Origin of the sequence: Klebsiella sp. LTGPAF-6F (assembly GCF_001753185.1) — a bacterium.
GTDB lineage: Bacteria > Pseudomonadota > Gammaproteobacteria > Enterobacterales > Enterobacteriaceae > Klebsiella > Klebsiella michiganensis.
In genome coordinates this window covers 2,836,916-2,855,295 of record NZ_CP017450.1, presented here as the reverse complement: position 1 = coordinate 2,855,295, position 18,380 = coordinate 2,836,916, and the positions used below count along the sequence as shown (strand labels likewise).

General features: G+C 52.0%; 18 protein-coding genes and 2 pseudogenes. 9 read left to right on the top strand and 11 right to left on the bottom strand.

All coding sequences use genetic code 11. The features are described 5' to 3' along the window. Window positions 1-26: 26 nt before the first annotated feature. Together BJF97_RS13395 and hslJ are read left to right on the top strand one after the other, a co-directional pair. Window positions 27-1,016, top strand: coding sequence for a 2-hydroxyacid dehydrogenase (locus BJF97_RS13395; protein ID WP_004112629.1), 990 nt, complete (start codon window positions 27-29; stop codon window positions 1,014-1,016). A 125-nt stretch (window positions 1,017-1,141) separates the two neighbouring features. Further along, on the top strand, window positions 1,142-1,582 hold the full coding sequence (gene hslJ / locus BJF97_RS13390) for a heat shock protein HslJ (protein WP_014229134.1): 441 nt from the start codon (window positions 1,142-1,144) through the stop codon (window positions 1,580-1,582). Here hslJ and BJF97_RS13385 read toward each other — a convergent pair. The 7 genes from BJF97_RS13385 to BJF97_RS13360 form a co-directional block, all read right to left on the bottom strand. Further along, the gene (locus BJF97_RS13385) at window positions 1,579-1,851 is read right to left on the bottom strand and encodes a putative hemolysin (protein WP_004101621.1); all 273 of its coding nucleotides are present in this window, start codon (window positions 1,849-1,851) and stop codon (window positions 1,579-1,581) included. The two genes, hslJ and BJF97_RS13385, sit on opposite strands and share 4 nt — an antisense overlap. Window positions 1,852-2,178: 327 nt before the next feature. Further along, window positions 2,179-2,544 carry a hypothetical protein gene (locus tag BJF97_RS13380; protein ID WP_032693413.1) on the bottom strand — a complete coding sequence of 122 codons (366 nt, stop codon included), beginning with the start codon at window positions 2,542-2,544 and terminating at the stop codon, window positions 2,179-2,181. A gap of 226 nt (window positions 2,545-2,770) precedes the next feature. Then, window positions 2,771-3,313, bottom strand: coding sequence for a glycoside hydrolase family 108 protein (locus BJF97_RS13375; RefSeq protein WP_032693412.1), 543 nt, complete (start codon window positions 3,311-3,313; stop codon window positions 2,771-2,773). Between the two features lie 7 nt (window positions 3,314-3,320). Then, window positions 3,321-3,593, bottom strand: coding sequence for a phage holin family protein (locus BJF97_RS32575; protein ID WP_032749344.1), 273 nt, complete (start codon window positions 3,591-3,593; stop codon window positions 3,321-3,323). Beyond that, on the bottom strand, window positions 3,583-3,975 hold the full coding sequence (locus tag BJF97_RS13370) for a phage holin family protein (RefSeq protein WP_009653048.1): 393 nt from the start codon (window positions 3,973-3,975) through the stop codon (window positions 3,583-3,585). Before BJF97_RS13370 ends, BJF97_RS32575 begins: the two co-directional genes overlap by 11 nt. Window positions 3,976-4,051: 76 nt before the next feature. Further along, on the bottom strand, window positions 4,052-4,414 hold the full coding sequence (locus BJF97_RS13365; protein ID WP_032693411.1) for a transcriptional antitermination N peptide: 363 nt from the start codon (window positions 4,412-4,414) through the stop codon (window positions 4,052-4,054). A gap of 460 nt (window positions 4,415-4,874) precedes the next feature. Further along, window positions 4,875-5,576 (bottom strand): S24 family peptidase, encoded by a 702-nt coding sequence (locus tag BJF97_RS13360; protein ID WP_046877232.1) that lies wholly within the window; start codon window positions 5,574-5,576, stop codon window positions 4,875-4,877. A 469-nt stretch (window positions 5,577-6,045) separates the two neighbouring features. Between BJF97_RS13360 and nifJ the strand changes: the two genes are divergently transcribed. The 5 genes from nifJ (at window position 6,046) to BJF97_RS13335 (ending at window position 12,399) form a co-directional block, all read left to right on the top strand. Next, window positions 6,046-9,573, top strand: a complete 3,528-nt coding sequence (gene nifJ, locus BJF97_RS13355) for a pyruvate:ferredoxin (flavodoxin) oxidoreductase (RefSeq protein ID WP_014838312.1) — start codon at window positions 6,046-6,048, stop codon at window positions 9,571-9,573. Between the two features lie 357 nt (window positions 9,574-9,930). Next, window positions 9,931-11,037 carry a porin OmpC gene (gene ompC / locus BJF97_RS13350; protein WP_009652979.1) on the top strand — a complete coding sequence of 369 codons (1,107 nt, stop codon included), beginning with the start codon at window positions 9,931-9,933 and terminating at the stop codon, window positions 11,035-11,037. A gap of 153 nt (window positions 11,038-11,190) precedes the next feature. Next, window positions 11,191-11,403, top strand: coding sequence for a KTSC domain-containing protein (locus BJF97_RS13345; protein ID WP_004850325.1), 213 nt, complete (start codon window positions 11,191-11,193; stop codon window positions 11,401-11,403). Window positions 11,404-11,485: 82 nt separating this feature from the next. Further along, window positions 11,486-11,920, top strand: a complete 435-nt coding sequence (uspF, locus tag BJF97_RS13340; RefSeq protein WP_004850323.1) for a universal stress protein UspF — start codon at window positions 11,486-11,488, stop codon at window positions 11,918-11,920. A 188-nt stretch (window positions 11,921-12,108) separates the two neighbouring features. Continuing rightward, entirely contained in the window at window positions 12,109-12,399 is a 291-nt protein-coding gene (locus BJF97_RS13335) for a Bor family protein (RefSeq protein WP_014229121.1), read from the top strand. 378 nt (window positions 12,400-12,777) lie between these two features. Here the strand turns inward: BJF97_RS13335 and BJF97_RS13330 are convergent, their stop codons facing one another. Then, window positions 12,778-13,716 (bottom strand): omptin family outer membrane protease, encoded by a 939-nt coding sequence (locus tag BJF97_RS13330; protein ID WP_014229119.1) that lies wholly within the window; start codon window positions 13,714-13,716, stop codon window positions 12,778-12,780. A gap of 542 nt (window positions 13,717-14,258) precedes the next feature. Between BJF97_RS13330 and BJF97_RS35670 the strand changes: the two are divergent. After that, window positions 14,259-14,479: pseudogene (locus BJF97_RS35670) on the top strand (site-specific integrase); the annotation flags it as partial. Window positions 14,480-14,526: 47 nt separating this feature from the next. Beyond that, window positions 14,527-15,462 carry a tRNA 2-thiocytidine(32) synthetase TtcA gene (gene ttcA / locus BJF97_RS13325; RefSeq protein ID WP_014838310.1) on the top strand — a complete coding sequence of 312 codons (936 nt, stop codon included), beginning with the start codon at window positions 14,527-14,529 and terminating at the stop codon, window positions 15,460-15,462. Between the two features lie 44 nt (window positions 15,463-15,506). Here the strand turns inward: ttcA and dbpA are convergent, their stop codons facing one another. From dbpA to zntB, 3 genes and pseudogenes are all read right to left on the bottom strand, one after another. Further along, window positions 15,507-16,880: an ATP-dependent RNA helicase DbpA gene (gene dbpA / locus BJF97_RS13320; protein WP_070082926.1), complete on the bottom strand. Its 1,374-nt coding sequence runs from the start codon at window positions 16,878-16,880 to the stop codon at window positions 15,507-15,509. Between the two features lie 40 nt (window positions 16,881-16,920). Further along, window positions 16,921-17,085, bottom strand: a pseudogene (gene ynaL, locus BJF97_RS35450) (proline-rich small protein YnaL); the annotation flags it as partial. A gap of 278 nt (window positions 17,086-17,363) precedes the next feature. Further along, window positions 17,364-18,347 carry a zinc transporter ZntB gene (gene zntB / locus BJF97_RS13315; protein ID WP_032693676.1) on the bottom strand — a complete coding sequence of 328 codons (984 nt, stop codon included), beginning with the start codon at window positions 18,345-18,347 and terminating at the stop codon, window positions 17,364-17,366. Between the last annotated feature and the right edge of the window lie 33 nt (window positions 18,348-18,380).

Here is an 18,380-nt window from a genome sequence, read left to right as displayed (position 1 = left end):
CGGTATTATCACTGGAGAAAAGTCTTATGAAAATCGCTGTATACAGTACGAAACAGTACGACAAGAAGTATCTGCAGCACGTCAATGATGCATACGGCTTTGAACTGGAATTTTTTGACTTCCTGCTAACCGAAAAGACCGCCAAAACCGCCAACGGCTGTGAAGCGGTGTGCATCTTCGTAAACGATGACGGTAGCCGCCCGGTACTCGAAGAACTGAAAGCCCACGGCGTGAAGTACATCGCGCTGCGCTGCGCGGGCTTCAACAACGTTGATCTCGATGCCGCGAAAGAGCTGGGCCTGCGCGTGGTGCGCGTCCCGGCCTACTCGCCGGAAGCGGTCGCAGAGCACGCGATCGGCATGATGATGTCGCTGAACCGCCGTATTCATCGCGCCTATCAGCGCACCCGCGACGCGAACTTCTCCCTTGAAGGACTAACCGGTTTCACCATGCACGGTAAAACCGCCGGCGTTATCGGCACCGGTAAAATCGGCGTCGCCGCGCTGCGCATTCTGAAAGGCTTCGGTATGCGTCTGCTGGCGTTTGATCCCTACCCAAGCGCCGCCGCGCTGGATATGGGCGTGGAGTATGTCGATCTTGAAACCCTGTACCGGGAGTCTGACGTTATCTCCCTGCACTGCCCGCTGACCGATGAAAACTACCATTTGTTGAACCATGCCGCGTTCGATCGCATGAAAGACGGGGTGATGATCATCAACACCAGCCGCGGCGCGCTCATCGATTCGCAGGCAGCAATCGACGCCCTGAAGCATCAGAAAATTGGCGCGCTGGGGATGGACGTGTATGAGAACGAACGCGATCTGTTCTTTGAAGATAAGTCTAATGACGTGATTCAGGATGATGTGTTCCGCCGTCTCTCTGCCTGCCATAACGTCCTGTTTACCGGTCACCAGGCGTTTCTGACCGCGGAAGCGCTGATCAGCATTTCACAAACCACCCTCGACAACCTGCGTCAGGTGGATGCTGGCGAAACCTGCCCTAACGCGCTGGTCTGATATTCCTTTCCCTTTTGTGCTCCTCCTCTGCGGGGGGCACATTCAGATAATCCCCACAGTAATCGCCTGCGATAAAGTTACAATTCCCTTCATTTATTAATACGATAAATATTTATGGAGACTAAATGAACAAGTTTGCTGCGCTGCTGGCGGCGGGAATGTTGCTATCGGGCTGCGTTTATAACAGCAAGGTGTCAACCAGAGCGGAACAGCTTCAGCATCACCGTTTTGTGCTGACCAGCGTTAACGGGCAGCCGCTTAATGCCGCGGATAAGCCGCAGGAGCTGAGCTTCGGCGAAAAAATGCCCATTACGGGCAAGATGTCTGTTTCAGGTAATATGTGCAACCGCTTCAGCGGCACGGGCAAAGTCTCTGACGGCGAGCTGAAGGTTGAAGAGCTGGCGATGACCCGCATGCTCTGCACGGACTCGCAGCTGAACGCGCTGGACGCCACGCTGAGCAAAATGCTGCGCGAAGGCGCGCAGGTCGACCTGACGGAAACGCAGCTGACGCTGGCGACCGCCGACCAGACGCTGGTGTATAAGCTCGCCGACCTGATGAATTAATAGTTACCGCAGCTTCCGCCTGCCAGCGCCTGCTCGCTGCAGCGCTTGCCGTTCGGCAATGCGCACATGCCGATAGCGGAGCCATCAAGCTGGCGGGCGACCGATAACGAGCCGCCAACCATGGCGCAGTTTGCCTGGCCGGAGCTGCTCATCGCGGCACGCATTCCCGGCGACACGTGCGCCGCCGTTGCCTGCTGAACAGGTTCATCATTGCTACTACACGCCGACAGTAACAGCGCAGCACATCCCACTAAAAACGCAGCTCGCATCTTCTCTCCCCTCAGATACATCTTAAAATGGACAAGCCTAAGGATAATAGGCAGCTCAGCGCGCCGCGTCGAGAGGCGAAGTACGTATTTATGCGCTGTATTAACATTTATTAGCAAATTTTTTCGCGTCAGAAGCCTCTCAGCATGAGCACATTAATCTCTGTACGACTGAGAAGCATCATAATGAGGCGATTGAGTCGCTGCAGGAAACGATATAATTATTTGTTCTGTAATAATATTTTCCACAGGGGAGCCGTTTTCTAATTCTGTCATTCAGTAAAAATGCCCGGCTAAGGGGCTGTGCCGACTTAGCCGGGCGGAGGGGCATTAATTTGGTACAACTCCAGAATAGAATGTTCCGGCCAGATATTGCGTATCTGTTACCGCATAGACTTGTGTCATCACGCTTGAATCGACATCTTCAAACGGATGATGGAAATATGCATCGTACTCAGATTTTACTTTATCAAAAAACATCGCACGCCCGGCAAAATAAAGAACTCCATCCTCAAGATTGCGAAATACTATCTGAAACACCGGTGTAATACTAACACGATCTGAGCCTTCGTTAGAGGGATCCCAGAGATTAATGAAATGTCCTGCCACACGGACATATTTCCCTTCAACAACCTCACCATTTTTTGCTCTGTAAATAGCCTGCAAAGTTGCCCACGGCAGTGTTATGAATTGCATATTTTCATCCTTAATTAAATTTAATAACATGGTTTTCTTGATAGATTAATCATCGAACAGATTAACCCTCGACTTTATCAAAACTTTGCGATATGTTATCAGCACATCTGCTATAAAAAATTTGGACTTAGCATGCCCTCCATTTGCTGTAGTATAAAAATGGTCCTTTCAGGAAATTCCTGTAAAAGGAGATGTTCTGCTTTGGATTAGCAGATTTTATTGCCAGTCAACTCATTACTCGAGCCCTTAACCAACCATATATAAATGATTTATTAGCCTCACTTTTTTCTGCTAACTTCAGATAATACTGCCCCTGGCTACAGTTTAATGCCCGGAGCAGTACAAGCTCCCCTTCACTGCCTCTTCGAATAACATAATGGCTCAAGGCATTTAAGGTCCTGGGGCCAATAACACCATCGGTTATAAGATCCGGATAAAGTACTCCACGATGATTAAAAGCGTTTAACCAGCGTTGAAGCCACTTACCCGGCAGAACAGGCCCCATATTGACCCCGGCGTCACACAGTTTTTCAGCGATCGCGGTAGATATTTCAGCAACATGATCGAACCGGGGCGCAATCCAGTAGTCAGCGTTGAGAATATCCAGCGCCTGTTGGCGCGTCAGTTTTTGCATATCGCCATCATAACCATGAGCCCGTGCGGTGACTTGAGTAATCCCCCAGTTTGTCGGACCTCCTTTATCATCAGGATGATTTACATAACCGCCCTCCTTTTCCAGAATGGCATTAAAAATCTCATCTTTATTCATTTATTCCTCATTTATCGATTAAATGCGCAATATTCCCCCTCACCAGGAACACGGCAATAAAGACAAAAAAATTCACGGTAACAACCAACCAGTGGGTCGACGTATACAAGCCGAAGAGATAACGAAACGGTATGCTGGCATAAGTGATTACCAGCAAATAAGCCGTATACGATATCCATGGTCGATACCTTCTGTACCGGGCGCGCCGATAAAACATTAAGGTTAGGGTGATCAAAGCACAGAGAACGGCATTAAGCAGCGCGGGAAGTTCATTTCCCATTCGGGCGCCCACTATTGTTGCGGGTTAGTATTTTGTAGAGGTCGGTTAGTTCTTGATTATTCAGGAACGTGAGTATCTTAATAATCAGCGCGGATATCAGCACGGCGCCTAACGCGTCTAAAGGCCGTTCATTGTATCCGGTCCAGATAGCCAGCTTCGTACCAATTAACCCGGAACCCAAAACGCCGACAATAAAAGAAGTCATAAAATAGGCAGCGAGTCTAAAACGCGTGATATTAACCGCTGTCGCAACATAAAATACCGCGCCGGCAAAAGCCCCAAAAACAACGCCATAATCAATACCTGTCACCAGGCCAAACATACCAGCGCCCATTAATCCACCAGCAACAATTATCGACGTACCGGAAACAGGATCGGACATATACCCTCCCTTCTTTCACTATGAGTTATGATGGTAAATAACGAAGCGCAGGGTCATTTTGCCTGGCACTAAGGCGTTACCTCGCCGTTATTTTCTTTCTTTTTTGCAAACCAAGCGCATAAATTGCCCTCTGGAAGAGCCAGGTTCCTGGCTGCGCATACTGGTGTGCAAATTCTTGCTGATAAATGATGGTCGCTCGCTCAATTTGCCGTTTATATTCCTCGCGCTGCCAAAAAATATCCTGTGCCACAAATTTAATCGGCAATGCGTCCTCAATACGTTCAGGCGTATGGTGCTTCCCTTTTGCCTGAATCTGAGCGCGGGACGGAGTGGGCCGGTGGATAAGATCTGAGCTGAGCGTTTGCGGATTTTGTAAGTGGGAACGCTGCGCGCGACGTCGACCCGCAGCGGAGCCATTAAACGCGGTTTTACGGGACATTGCGGTCTCCTTTAATGGGCTTTGGCGGAATGTCATCGGCAATCGGATCCTTGCCAATGGCTTCCCCCCAAAGCGCACTGCGCCATGGCGCTGGCTTTTCAGCCACGTAGATTCAGTTATGAATCGTTGTATTTCATCATCCGGATAGTGCTGTCTATCAAGCTGATGACAAAAGAATACCTCAGGGTTATTTAAAAATAAATACCTATAGGTATACTTTATGAAGAAAATACATTAAACACTTGAAAATATTGAAAATATTTTTGAAAAAAAGTGGTATGCCGCGTAAAAACAGCTGAAAAGGTCCGAGGCGGGTAGTGTTGAACAGCGTGTCCCTGGATTGGGGTGAGAAGCCGCAGGTATGCCCGGCGTACAGGTGGCATACCCGGGTAATGCTTATGGTTGAGCTCAGGGTTTATGACAGAAACAGGATGGCGAAGCTGCGCGGCAATGAACGCCTTTAAACAAAGCGTTTAACGCTGTGGCTATAAATCACGCGACCAATGATCTTCAGATACTGTTCATGGCTTTCGCCAATCGTCCAGTCCGCATATTTGCTGTTATCCGAGTGAACGAGCAGCCCATCCGCCGTGAACTGAAGACGTTTCACCAGCACCGCGCCCTTAAAAGAAAAAACATAAATGCCGTCACCTTCAAAGTAGTCTTTCGAGACATCGACAAAAATATAGTCACCGGTCTCAATGGTGCCGGACATGCTATCGCCGGAGACCGTGATCACCTTGATATGCTCTGCGGGCCGGTTACCAAAAAGCCGCAGCGCGCCGGCAGAGTCATAGGTGATGCTATTCACCGTTTCATCAACCTCACTGGAGACAATGCAGCCCGGCCCTGCGCTGGCCTGGGCATCCAGAACCTCAATGACATATGGCATCTGCGGCGAATCCTCTACCGGTTCTCGCTCGATATCAATATTACCGGTGATACCGTCCATCCATCCGCGGGGCAGATTGAACGAAGATTCAATAAGTTCGACCATCTCGTCAGCTATCCTTTTCTTTTGCTTTTTGCCTTCGGGGTAGAGCATCCTTGAGACGTAAGAAGGCTCCCGTCCAAGGGTTCGGGCCACATCAACAGCCTTACCGCCGCATAAATTATCACGGATATAGAGCAAGCGCTGTCGTCTGATTTCGTATTTATCCATCGCAATGATTCTAACGCCATTTACCATCAGGTATCTAAAATATAGCAAAACTCGAATAAATTACCTACAGGTAATTAAGGCAGTGTTGTCGGTCAGGAGGCTTTGACTGGCGGAATTCGCCACACTGCTACTTATGGAAAAATGACGCCACTGATTTTGGTGTAGGGTGTCGTTCATACGTAGGCACCTATGTAATACCTTGAATTAATTTATCTGAACTATGGATTTTGTCGCTACTGGAGATCAAAAAATCATGTTCCTCCGGGGTCTATACTTAAACAGTGATTCACAAACCCGGTCACCCTGCCCGTAGCGATGCAGGTAACGCAACCCCGTTACCAGGCAGGTGAGAGACGAACTTATCCGCTACCGGTGGAATCGCGCCGATAGCGGTTTCGCAGAAGAGCTCAGCGTGTATCAATGGGCATAAAAACTTTTTTATCAAAAATTTAGCAATGTGAGTATTGATATGATCACTATCGACGGTAATGGCGCGGTTGCTTCAGTCGCGTTTCGCACCAGTGAAGTTATCGCCATCTACCCGATCACGCCCAGCTCCACGATGGCGGAGCAGGCGGACGCCTGGGCGGGCAACGGGCTGAAAAACGTCTGGGGCGATGTTCCCCGCGTCGTCGAAATGCAGTCGGAAGCCGGGGCAATCGGCGCCGTACACGGCGCGCTGCAAACCGGCGCCCTTTCGACCTCTTTTACTTCATCGCAGGGTTTACTGCTGATGATCCCGACGCTGTACAAACTGGCCGGCCAGCTGATGCCGTTTGTTCTGCACGTCGCCGCCCGCACCGTGGCAACCCACGCGCTCTCCATATTCGGCGATCACTCGGACGTCATGGCAGTGCGTCAGACCGGCTGCGCGATGCTCTGCGCCAGCAGCGTCCAGGAAGCCCAGGATTTTGCGCTGATTTCGCATATCGCCACGCTGCAAAGCCGGGTGCCATTTATTCATTTCTTTGATGGTTTCCGCACCTCGCACGAAATCAACAAAATCGCCCCTCTGGCGGACGATACCCTTCTCAGCCTGCTGCCGCAGGATAAAATCGATGAACATCGCCAGCGCGCCCTGAACCCCGAACATCCGGTAATCCGCGGCACCTCAGCGAATCCGGATACCTACTTCCAGTCACGTGAAGCAACTAACCCGTGGTACGACGCGGTTTACGCGCACGTTGAAACGGCGATGAACGATTTTGCCGCCGCCACCGGGCGTCAGTACAAACCGTTTGAGTTCTACGGCCATCCACAGGCCGAGCGCGTTATCGTGATTATGGGCTCCGCAATCGGCACCTGTGAGGAAGTAGTTGATGAACTGCTGAGCCGCGGTGAAAAAGTCGGTGTACTGAAAGTTCGTCTTTACCGCCCCTTCTCCGCTGCCCACCTGCTGGAAGCGCTGCCGGTAAGCGCCCGCGCCGTAGCGGTGCTTGACCGCACCAAGGAACCGGGCGCCCAGGCTGAGCCGCTGTATCTCGACGTGATGACCGCGCTGGCGGAAGCCTTCAACCGCGGCGAGCGAGAAACCCTGCCGCGTACCATTGGCGGCCGCTACGGTCTCTCTTCAAAAGAGTTCGGGCCGGAGTGCGTTCTGGCGATATTCAACGAACTGAGCGCCGCTAAACCCAAGCCGCGCTTTACCGTCGGCATCTACGATGACGTCACCAATCTTTCGCTGCCGCTGGTAGAAAACACGCTGCCGTCGGAGGCGAAGCTGGAAGCCCTGTTTTACGGGCTCGGCAGCGACGGTAGCGTCTCGGCCACCAAAAACAATATCAAGATTATCGGTAACTCGACGCCGTGGTTCTCGCAGGGCTATTTCGTCTATGATTCGAAAAAGGCCGGCGGCCTGACGGTTTCCCATCTGCGCGTTAGCGAGAAGCCGATTCGTTCTTCCTATCTGATTTCGCAGGCCGATTTCGTCGGCTGCCACCAGCTGCAGTTTATCGACAAGTATCAGATGGTTGAACGCCTGAAGCCCGGCGGTATTTTCCTGCTCAACACGCCTTACGGCGCCGAAGAGGTCTGGTCGCGTCTGCCGCAGGAAGTCCAGGCCACGCTGAATCAGAAAAAAGCGCGGTTTTATATCGTTAACGCGGCAAAAATCGCCCGCGAGTGTAGCCTTGGAGCGCGCATCAACACCGTCATGCAGATGGCCTTTTTCCATCTGACGCAGATCCTGCCGGGCGATAGCGCGCTGGCGGAGCTGCAGGGGGCGATTGCTAAAAGCTACAGCAGCAAAGGTCAGGAGCTGGTCGAACGCAACTGGCAGGCGCTGGCCCTGGCCCGCGAGTCGCTGGCGGAAGTGCCGCTGCAGCAGGTCGATGCCAACAGCCCGAACCGCCCGCCGGTCGTCTCCGACGCCGCGCCGGATTTCGTCAAAACCGTGACCGCCGCCATGCTGGCCGGGCTCGGCGATGCGCTTCCGGTCTCCGCCCTGCCGCCGGACGGTACCTGGCCGATGGGCACCACCCGCTGGGAAAAACGCAATATCGCCGAAGAGATCCCTATCTGGAAGGAAGAACTTTGCACCCAGTGTAACCACTGCGTGGCCGCCTGCCCGCACTCGGCAATCCGCGCGAAAGTGGTCTCCCCGGACGCGATGGAAAATGCCCCGGCCAGCCTGCATTCTCTGGACGTTAAATCCCGCGATATGCGCGGCCAGAAGTACGTTCTGCAGGTCGCGCCTGAAGATTGCACAGGCTGTAATCTCTGCGTCGAGGTTTGTCCGGCCAAAGACAGGCAGAACCCGGAAATCAAGGCCATCAATATGATGTCGCGCCTTGAACACGTTGAAGAAGAGAAAGTGAACTATGACTACTTCCTCAATCTGCCGGAAATGGACCGCAGCAAACTGGAACGTATCGATATCCGCACCTCGCAGCTGATCAGCCCGCTGTTCGAATACTCCGGCGCCTGCTCCGGCTGCGGCGAAACGCCGTATATCAAGCTGCTGACTCAGCTCTACGGCGACCGGATGCTGATTGCCAACGCCACCGGCTGTTCATCGATTTACGGCGGCAACCTGCCTTCCACGCCCTACACCACCGATGCCAACGGCCGCGGGCCGGCGTGGGCTAACTCGCTGTTCGAGGATAACGCCGAGTTTGGTCTCGGTTTCCGCCTCACCGTCGATCAGCACCGTCAGCGCGTAATGCGTCTGCTGTCGCAGTTCGCCGATAAACTTCCGCCCGCGCTTAACGACGCGCTGCACGCGGAAGCAACGCCTGAAGTACGCCGCGAACAGGTGGCCGAGCTGCGTAAGGTTCTGGCAAATGAAGCCGACGCGAAAGAACTGCTAACCGACGCCGACGCGCTGGTCGAGAAATCGATCTGGCTAATCGGTGGCGATGGCTGGGCCTACGATATCGGCTTCGGCGGTCTTGACCACGTGCTGAGCCTGAGCGAAAACGTCAATATTCTGGTGCTCGATACCCAATGCTATTCCAACACCGGCGGCCAGGCATCAAAAGCCACCCCGCTTGGGGCGGTCACCAAGTTTGGCGAACACGGTAAGCGCAAGGCGCGCAAAGACCTCGGCGTCAGCATGATGATGTACGGCCACGTTTACGTCGCGCAGATTTCCCTTGGCGCGCAGCTGAACCAGACGGTAAAAGCGATTCAGGAAGCGGAAGCGTATCCGGGTCCGTCGCTGATTATTGCCTACAGCCCTTGCGAAGAACACGGTTACGATCTGGCGCTGAGCCACGATCAGATGCGTCAGCTGACCGCGACCGGATTCTGGCCGCTGTATCGCTTTGACCCACGTCGCGCCGATGAAGGTAAACTTCCGCTGGCGCTGGACTCCCGTCCGCCGTCAGACGCGCTGGCAGAAACGCTCCTGAACGAGCAGCGCTTCCGCCGCCTTAACGCGCAGCAGCCGGAAGTCGCGGAACAGCTGTGGAAGGATGCGACGGCGGATTTACAAAAACGCTATGACTTCCTTGCCCAGCTGGCCGGTAAGGTGGAAAAACCGGCAACCGAAAGCTAATTTACTGACGTTTTTTTAGTCACCCATAAAAAAAGCCCGAATATTCATTCGGGCTTGTCATTTTACCGCTCAATAAAAACCATTCTCAGGAACGGAGGGCAACATAAATTCTTAGATGACAATAAAAGGCATATAACGGGCGGATAATACGATATTAAAATCACCGTGTATAATTTTTATTTTGTATGTATTTCACAAAATCATTCATTATAATTATCACCATTTCAGTTGAATTATTTATTTTAGATTTTACTCATATCGTAACAATTGATATTTACCATATCTTAATTTGCTCATTTAGCATGAGTTCACTTCCCAGGAGGAAGCTAAAACAAAAACCGTTAAAGGATTGTCTAAATGAAAAGAAAAGTACTGGCCCTCGTTATCCCGGCATTGTTAGCTGCTGGCGCTGCTCACTCTGCTGAGATTTATAATAAAGACGGAAATAAACTGGACCTCTATGGCAAGGTAGATGGTCTGCATTATTTCTCCGATGATTCCTCTAAAGATGGCGATCAATCCTACGTCCGTCTTGGCTTCAAAGGCGAAACTCAGATTAACGATCAGCTGACCGGCTACGGTCAGTGGGAATATAACGTTCAGGCGAACAACACCGAAGGCGCCGACAACCAGTCCTGGACCCGTCTGGCGTTTGCGGGTCTGAAATTCGCTAACTACGGTTCATTCGACTATGGCCGTAACTACGGCGTACTGTACGACGTAGAAGGCTGGACCGATATGCTGCCAGAGTTCGGCGGCGACTCCTACACCCAGGCCGATAACTTTATGACCGGCCGCGCTAACGGCGTAGCGACCTACCGTAACAATGACTTCTTCGGTCTGGTTAACGGCCTGAACTTCGCCCTGCAGTATCAGGGTAAAAATGAAAACGCCGGCAGCGGCGAAGGCACCAACAACGGCGATCGCAGCGTACGTAACGCCAACGGCGACGGTTTTGGTCTGTCAACTTCTTATGATTTCGGTATGGGTATCAGCGCTGCCGCTGCCTACACCTCTTCTGACCGTACCAACGATCAGATGACCCGAACTACCGCACAGGGCGATAAAGCGGAAGCCTGGACTACCGGCCTGAAATACGATGCCAACAATATTTACCTGGCAACCATGTATTCCGAAACCCGCAACATGACGCCATACGGTAACGGCAACGGCGTCGCCAATAAAACCCAGAACTTTGAAGTAACTGCGCAGTATCAGTTCGACTTTGGTCTGCGTCCGGCGGTCTCTTTCCTGATGTCTAAAGGTAAAGATTTGAGCAAAACCGATGGTGACAAAGATCTGGTTAAATATGCTGACATTGGTGCGACTTATTACTTCAACCGTAATATGTCCACCTACGTTGATTACAAAATCAACCTGCTGGACGAAGACGATAGCTTCTATTCCAACAACGGCATCTCTACCGATGACGTGGTTGCTTTAGGCCTGGTTTACCAGTTCTAATCTGCGGGCCCGCTGGCAACGGCGGGCTTTCTCTTCCCCTCCCGGCCATCGACTTCATTCAAAGCAAAACAATATATCAATTGCTTTAAAATAATCGACCGATGAATGTTATATTGCTACCAGGAACCGCCGTAGCCGTAGAGGACGCCCGCCATGCACCATCATCCCGTGAAATCATCCCGTATCCATTCCATCGCCTACGATGAGTCCTCCGGTATTCTTGAAATTCGTTTTCGCGATAACAAAACCCTACAGTATCTCGGCGTCCCGCCGCGCATTTTCCGCGACTTTCTCCAGGTGGTTTCTAAAGGCCGTTTTTACGACGGCGTGATCAAAGGTAAATTTACTGAACGCCGCCGTGCCTGATGGCGAAAGTGTGATTGCGCTCAATGTACAATAATCAACTGGATGGCCTACACTTTAAGTGGTTACTTAAACAGGAGGTTTTATGAACAGAATGATTCTTGTGCCCATCGATATTTCCGATACAGAATTAACCGATCGCGTTATCAAGCATGTTGAAGCTGAAGCCAGAATCGATGATGCCGAGGTGCATTTCCTGACCGTCATTCCCTCCCTTCCCTATTACGCTTCGCTGGGAATGGCTTACACCGCAGAGCTGCCGGCGATGGATGACCTCAAAGCCGAATCGGAATCGCGGCTGAAAGAGATTGTGAAAAAGTTTACTATTCCGGAAGACCGTATCCATTTACACGTTTCCGAGGGTTCGCCAAAAGATAAAATCCTTGCTATGGCGAAGTCTCTCCCCGCGGATCTGGTGATCATTTCTTCGCACCGTCCCGATATCACCACCTATCTGCTGGGCTCTAACGCCGCCGCCGTTGTCCGCCATGCGGAATGTTCGGTGCTGGTCGTGCGGTAAACCTACTCTGCCCGCCGCTGTGCGGGCTTTTTTTCCGCAATCTGAGCACTGGGCCGTACCCGCAGCATCGCAGATAGGGGAATCATTTACCTGGTACTATTAAAATTAGTACGTTGTGTCTTTTTCATTTTGCTGTATAAAACCTTTGCCCGAACATGGGTATGTTTTACAACAATTATAGGGATGAAATGAAAAAGTTAATTATGGTAGTTTTCGCCGCAGCCGCTATTTCTGGTTGCGCCCAGCAGAGCTTCTCGGTAAATCCTGGCGTCACCGTTCAACCTCAGCAGGTCACCACTCACCACTTCTTTGTCAGCGGCATTGGCCAGTCGAAGCAAATTGATGCTGCCAAAGTCTGCGGCGGCGCCGACAAAGTTGTCCGTACTGAAGTGCAGCAGACTTTTGTTAACGGCCTGCTGGGTTTTGTCACCCTGGGTATTTATACTCCGCGTGAAGCGCGCGTCTATTGCGCTAAATAATTGCCGGCGGCAGGCATCATCATTGCCTGCCCATTTCCCTTTCGGTTCAATCGCCTTCTCTTCGCCCGGACAAACTCATCTTTTCGCGCCCCTACCTGAAGGTTACCTGATGCATTCGTGAATCGTATCTTTGTTCGTGGCGGATTTTGCGCCACAGGTAGAGCATACGAGGAGATAAATGAAATGCCGGCACACGAGGCTAAGCGCCTTGCATTTACCTCCGGTTTTTAGCAATTCCTGGGCGATCCCTTTGCGCTTGCCACAATCCATCCTGTCCGTGGATAATGGCGTGCCCCCAGAGCGGGAGACACTCCATACTGATTAAGCGCGCTCCGGGATTAGCGAATTTTGCTGGCTATATCCACGGGCGGTAATGATTTAGAATCGATATTGAAGACCGGCTGTGATGGTATAGTTTTTATTCGCAATGCCGGCAGCATCTCCTCCAATTGAAGCTGATTCACCGCTATAGGTGTCAATAATCTGAGTGCCTCCCTTGCCCTCTTCATATTTGCTATAGGTGAATTCAGCAAAAACTTTGGCATGAGGCGTGACGTAATACCCGGCATCAACTGATGTACCATAATAACGCGAATTAGTTGATTTCTCGCGAAAGGTCAGTTCACGCATATAGTGTTCGTCGTTATCATGAGCTCTGACCCAATCACTGAATTTAAACAAGGCATTAAACTCAAAGTCATTGATACGATATTGACCCGCGAGACCGATATAGGGCATGGAGAATCTCTGGCTGTATCCTATCCCACGCTCACCGGTCGGAAAATTGCCAGTCGTCGCACCGTTATCATAATTGTAAGAACCTCCGGTAGCCGTCCAGCTGAAACGCGTTTCCTGATAACCCGCAATTACGCCCGCTTTATAATTGTCGTCCTGGAAAAGCCAGCCCTGCACGCTGAGATCGTATTCATTGGCATAATTGACATTGGTGCTGGGATGAGATGAATGATCTGTCCAACCGGACTGGTTATCGTTCATCCAGTCATAGTCATCCATATGTCCTGAGCCTGAAGCCAACGACGTCCAGCCTCGGGCGGTCAGCGTCAAAAAGGAGTAGGCATCCCATGAGATATCACCTTTCACAATGGCGACATTCTTTATTTTCCAGTCAAGTTGACTGACCTTTCGCCCCGTATCCGCGTCATAAACTCTCTCCTGTGATTTCCCACTCAGCATCCCTGCAGACGTCGATACAGTAAAACTTTCCGCAGAAAAGTTTGGACTTAGCTGCATTGACTCGGCATAAGCTGATCCTGAAAAAATCGCTATCATCATTACTGCAACGGTACTTTTTTTCATTTTTATTCCCATAATCAAAGTTAATCCATAAGTTGCAGTGAAAGTTTAAATCTCATAAAAATATCAGGCAACTGTCAATTTTTGTAATTGCCTTATTCATAATCCGAGAAATTCGAATGTGGACTGGATAAGCGCTTCGTTTTGCAAGGAAAAACCCCATTGAGTAGGCACATATTCAGATTATTATCAGGAAAAAACCCAACTGCTCTGGCGTTGTAGGGAATCAGTCTGTAGCAGGTTATTTTTACTCAAACTTTACCGCTGTTATTCACCTGTGCCAAATACCTTCGCTGTGTAATTATCAGGATGCAAATAATTATATCGCGATCCTGGCGGATTATGGCAAAAGCAGGAACAAGGCCCCTGCTTTAAAAAAACCGAGGTACCTTGCCAACGCTTTTTGATTATCGCGAACAATAAATTCTCGCACCCTTTTACCAGATACCGTCCATCACCGGGTATGTGACGCTGGCGTGCCTATAAACGACGTTTTTTTCTGCCCGGAAGGGGGATTGAGGCCAAAACTTCGCCGCACTATCGTTAGCAGATGGAAAGCCGCCGTAAAACGCGCTGGCATTCGTCGTCGGAATCCGTACCATACGCGACATACTTTTGCCTGCTGGCTGCTGTAAGCCGGTGCTAACCATTGTTAACCAGATGGGGCATGAAAACGCAATAAATGGTGTTCAAAGTCGACAGTACAGGGATGGATGAAATGAACGGCGATCGGCTATCAATGCCTGACGCCAGGCTTGCACCGTGATGTTAACTTTGCCCCTTACATGCCTTTTCGTTTCAGAGAACGTTATAATGCTTGATAATCAGCAAGTTACAAAGAAAGAAAAATACAATATCGACAAATTGCAGAAGCGCCTGCGCCGTAACGTCGGCGAGGCGATCGCTGATTTTAATATGATTGAAGAAGGCGACCGCATCATGGTTTGCCTCTCCGGCGGTAAAGACAGCTACACCATGCTGGAGATTTTGCGCAACTTGCAGAAAAGCGCGCCAATTTCCTTCTCCCTGGTGGCGGTCAACCTTGATCAAAAACAGCCGGGCTTCCCCGAGCATATCCTGCCGGAATATCTTGAGCAGCTGGGCGTTGAATACAAGATTGTTGAAGAAAATACCTACGGCATTGTTAAAGAAAAAATCCCGGAAGGTAAAACCACCTGCTCGCTCTGCTCACGTCTGCGCCGCGGCATTCTTTACCGCACCGCTTCTGAGCTGGGCGCGACCAAAATCGCCCTCGGCCACCACCGCGACGACATCCTGCAGACTCTGTTTCTGAATATGTTCTACGGCGGGAAGATGAAAGGGATGCCGCCGAAGCTGATGAGCGATGACGGTAAACATATCGTGATTCGCCCGCTGGCCTACTGCCGGGAAAAAGATATTGAGCGTTTCTCCCAGGCGAAAGGTTTTCCGATTATTCCGTGCAACCTGTGCGGCTCGCAGCCCAACCTCCAGCGCCAGGTCATTGCCGACATGCTGCGTGACTGGGACAAACGCTATCCAGGGCGCATCGAAACGATGTTTAGCGCGATGCAGAACGTGGTGCCTTCCCATCTCAGCGACGTTAACCTGTTCGACTTTAAAAGCATTCAGCACGGCTCTGCGGTCGTTGACGGCGGCGATCTGGCGTTCGATCGTGAAGAGATTCCGATGCAGCCGGCCGGCTGGCAGCCGGAAGAAGATGACGCGCAGCTGGATGAGCTGCGCCTGAACGTTGTGGAAGTAAAATAACGTATTTGCGTCTCAGGCAGGTGCCTGAGACGCCTTTTCCGCGCTTATTTCAGCAAACGAACCCGGCAGGCTTTACCTTTAATTTTCCCGTTTTGTAGCTGCTTAAACGCTTTATGCGCGACGCCCTGACGCACGGCAACGTAGACATGCGCCGGATGAACGGCGATCTTACCGATATCTGCACCCTCAAGACCGATATCACCGGTCAACGCCCCCAGCACATCGCCCGCGCGCATCTTCGCTTTTTTGCCGCCATCAATGCATAGCGTGGCCATCTCTGCCTGCAGTGGCACAACGCTGCTATTCGTCGGCCCACTCATCCAGTTGAGCTTCATTTGCAGCATTTCGGCAAGGATATTTGCGCGCTGCGCCTCTTCCGGCGCGCAGAGGCTAATCGCCAGGCCGCTTTCACCGGCGCGGGCGGTACGGCCAATACGGTGTACGTGAACCTCCGGATCCCAGGCCAGTTCATAGTTCACCACCAGCTCAAGCGACTTGATATCTAACCCGCGCGCAGCAACATCGGTCGCCACCAGCACGCGCGCGCTCCCGTTAGCAAAGCGCACCAGCGTCTGGTCGCGATCGCGCTGTTCAAGGTCGCCATGCAGCGATAGCGCGCTTTGCCCGGCGGCGTTTAGCGAGTCGCAGACGGCCTGACAATCCTTTTTGGTGTTGCAGAACACCACGCAGGAGGCGGGCTGATGCTGGCTCAACAGCTTTTGCAGCAGCGCGATTTTGCCGTGTTGCGAGGTTTCAAAAAACTGCTGCTCGATAGCCGGCAGTGCATCAACGGCGTCAATTTCAATAGTCTGCGGGTTGTTTTGTACGCGGCCGCTGATTGCCGCTATCGCTTCCGGCCAGGTGGCGGAAAACAGCAGCGTCTGGCGCGAAGCCGGCGCAAAGCGGATCACTTCATCAATGGCATCGCTAAAGCCCATATCCAGCATGCGGTCCGCTTCGTCCATCACCAGCGTTTGTAGGGCATCTAACGATACAGTGCCCTTTTGCAGGTGATCGAGCAACCGCCCCGGCGTAGCGACGATAATATGCGGCGCATGCTGTATCGAATCGCGCTGGGCGCCAAAGGGCTGGCCGCCGCAGAGGGTTAAAATTTTGATATTCGCCATGAAGCGCGCCAGCCGACGCAGCTCGCCGGCGACCTGATCCGCCAGCTCGCGGGTCGGACACAGCACCAGCGACTGCGTCTGGAACAGCGAGGCGTCAACGTGCTGAAGTAGCCCGAGGCCGAATGCCGCCGTTTTACCGCTGCCGGTTTTTGCCTGCACGCGGACATCTTTACCCGCAAGAATCGCCGGCAAAGCCGCGGCCTGAACCGGGGTCATCGAAAGATACCCCAGTTCATTCAGGTTAGTTAGCTGGGCGGCGGGCAAAACATTCAGAGTTGAAAAAGCGGTCACAATTATTTCTCGCATTACATTTAGGGGCGGACAATCTGCTGGCGCGTATCGTCGCAGATCTCCGCTCCCGATGCGACAATTTAATCGGCTCATCGTCAGGCGGCGGGTCGGGTAACGGGCGCGGGCGAGGTTTGGGATCGTGGACCGGTACCGGATCGTTAGGTTCCGGCGGAATGGGAATTGAGTTCAGCTGTTCATTACGCATATTGACTCCCGGTTGTGGGCGGGTACACCCGTTAAGCGTAGAAGCTGAGAAACAGAGCGCAAAAAAAAAGCCGACTCATTAAAGTCGGCGTCGTACGAATCAATTGTGCTATGCAGTAATTCAAAAAAGGAAGTAAGACAATATGGAGCGCAACGCCCATCGCTTGACGTTGCATTCACCTGCGAGAGAGATATTGCCCTGAATGGGTAGATGGTTTATTGATTTCGCTCAAACATTGCCGGGTTTTCACCATCATCATCGCGACAAAAGACGATTCTTTACAGCCATTTACTACGATGCAACCACCATGTAACACCCCCAATGAGAACGACTAACATTAGGCAGAAAATGGCAAAACCCATATGCCAGCTGTTGCCGGGAATGCCGCCGAGGTTGACGCCAAAGAGACCGGTTAAAAAGGTACTGGGCAGAAAAACCATGGCCATCAACGACATCGTATAGGTTCTTCGCGATAGCGACTCCTGCATAATCTGCGCGATCTCATCGCTCATAATCGCCGTGCGGGCGATGCAGCTATCAATCTCATCCAGACCTCGCCCCAGACGTTCGGCAATGTCCTGCATCCGGCGCCGGTGATCGTCCGTCATCCACGGCAGACGCTCGCTGGCTAATCTGGCATACACATCGCGCTGCGGCGCCATATAGCGGCGCATGACGATAAGCTGTTTACGCAACAGCGCCAGGATACCGCGCGGCGGAACCTGCTGATCCAATAAATCATCTTCCAGATCGATAATCCGGTCGTGAAGCTGCTCGATAAACTCGCTGGCGTGATCGGTCAGCGCATCGCAGACCTCCACCAGCCAGCCGCCGCCGTCAACCGGACCGTTGCCCTCGCGCAAATCGCCGAGTACATCGTCGAGCGCCAGGACTTTGCGCTGCCGGGTGGAGACAATCAAGCGCTCATCCATATAAAGACGCATCGCGACCAGCTGGTCCGGGCGCTCATCGGTACTGCCATTGATGCAGCGCAGCGTGATTAACGCCCCATCGCCAATCCTCGTCACTCGCGGACGAGTGCTCTCCCCGGCCAACGCGTCACGCACGTTATTGGGCAGCAGCGGCGTCGATGCCAGCCATTCCGCGCTATCCACATGGGTATAGTTGAGATGCAGCCAACAAGGATGCTCTTTATCAATGGTGTCACTATCGACCAACGGCTTTACGCCGCCCTGCCCGTCGAACACCCATGCAAAAACGGCATCCGGCACGTTCAGTTCCGATCCCTTAATGGCGTCCACTGGACCTCCGTTAACTCATGCACATTTCCGTAG

Bases quoted from the DNA above. Each gene is read 5' to 3' on its own strand.
- uspF (WP_004850323.1), top strand. From the start codon at position 11,486: ATGAACAGAATGATTCTTGTGCCCATCGATATTTCCGATACAGAATTA.
- ompC (WP_009652979.1), top strand. From the start codon at position 9,931: ATGAAAAGAAAAGTACTGGCCCTCGTTATCCCGGCATTGTTAGCTGCT.
- ttcA (WP_014838310.1), top strand. From the start codon at position 14,527: ATGCTTGATAATCAGCAAGTTACAAAGAAAGAAAAATACAATATCGAC.
- BJF97_RS13360 (WP_046877232.1), bottom strand. From the start codon at position 5,576: ATGGATAAATACGAAATCAGACGACAGCGCTTGCTCTATATCCGTGAT.
- BJF97_RS13395 (WP_004112629.1), top strand. From the start codon at position 27: ATGAAAATCGCTGTATACAGTACGAAACAGTACGACAAGAAGTATCTG.
- BJF97_RS13335 (WP_014229121.1), top strand. From the start codon at position 12,109: ATGAAAAAGTTAATTATGGTAGTTTTCGCCGCAGCCGCTATTTCTGGT.
- BJF97_RS13365 (WP_032693411.1), bottom strand. From the start codon at position 4,414: ATGTCCCGTAAAACCGCGTTTAATGGCTCCGCTGCGGGTCGACGTCGC.
- BJF97_RS13345 (WP_004850325.1), top strand. From the start codon at position 11,191: ATGCACCATCATCCCGTGAAATCATCCCGTATCCATTCCATCGCCTAC.
- BJF97_RS13380 (WP_032693413.1), bottom strand. From the start codon at position 2,544: ATGCAATTCATAACACTGCCGTGGGCAACTTTGCAGGCTATTTACAGA.
- BJF97_RS13375 (WP_032693412.1), bottom strand. From the start codon at position 3,313: ATGAATAAAGATGAGATTTTTAATGCCATTCTGGAAAAGGAGGGCGGT.
- BJF97_RS13330 (WP_014229119.1), bottom strand. From the start codon at position 13,716: ATGAAAAAAAGTACCGTTGCAGTAATGATGATAGCGATTTTTTCAGGA.
- nifJ (WP_014838312.1), top strand. From the start codon at position 6,046: ATGATCACTATCGACGGTAATGGCGCGGTTGCTTCAGTCGCGTTTCGC.
- BJF97_RS13385 (WP_004101621.1), bottom strand. From the start codon at position 1,851: ATGCGAGCTGCGTTTTTAGTGGGATGTGCTGCGCTGTTACTGTCGGCG.
- BJF97_RS13370 (WP_009653048.1), bottom strand. From the start codon at position 3,975: ATGTCCGATCCTGTTTCCGGTACGTCGATAATTGTTGCTGGTGGATTA.
- BJF97_RS32575 (WP_032749344.1), bottom strand. From the start codon at position 3,593: ATGGGAAATGAACTTCCCGCGCTGCTTAATGCCGTTCTCTGTGCTTTG.
- hslJ (WP_014229134.1), top strand. From the start codon at position 1,142: ATGAACAAGTTTGCTGCGCTGCTGGCGGCGGGAATGTTGCTATCGGGC.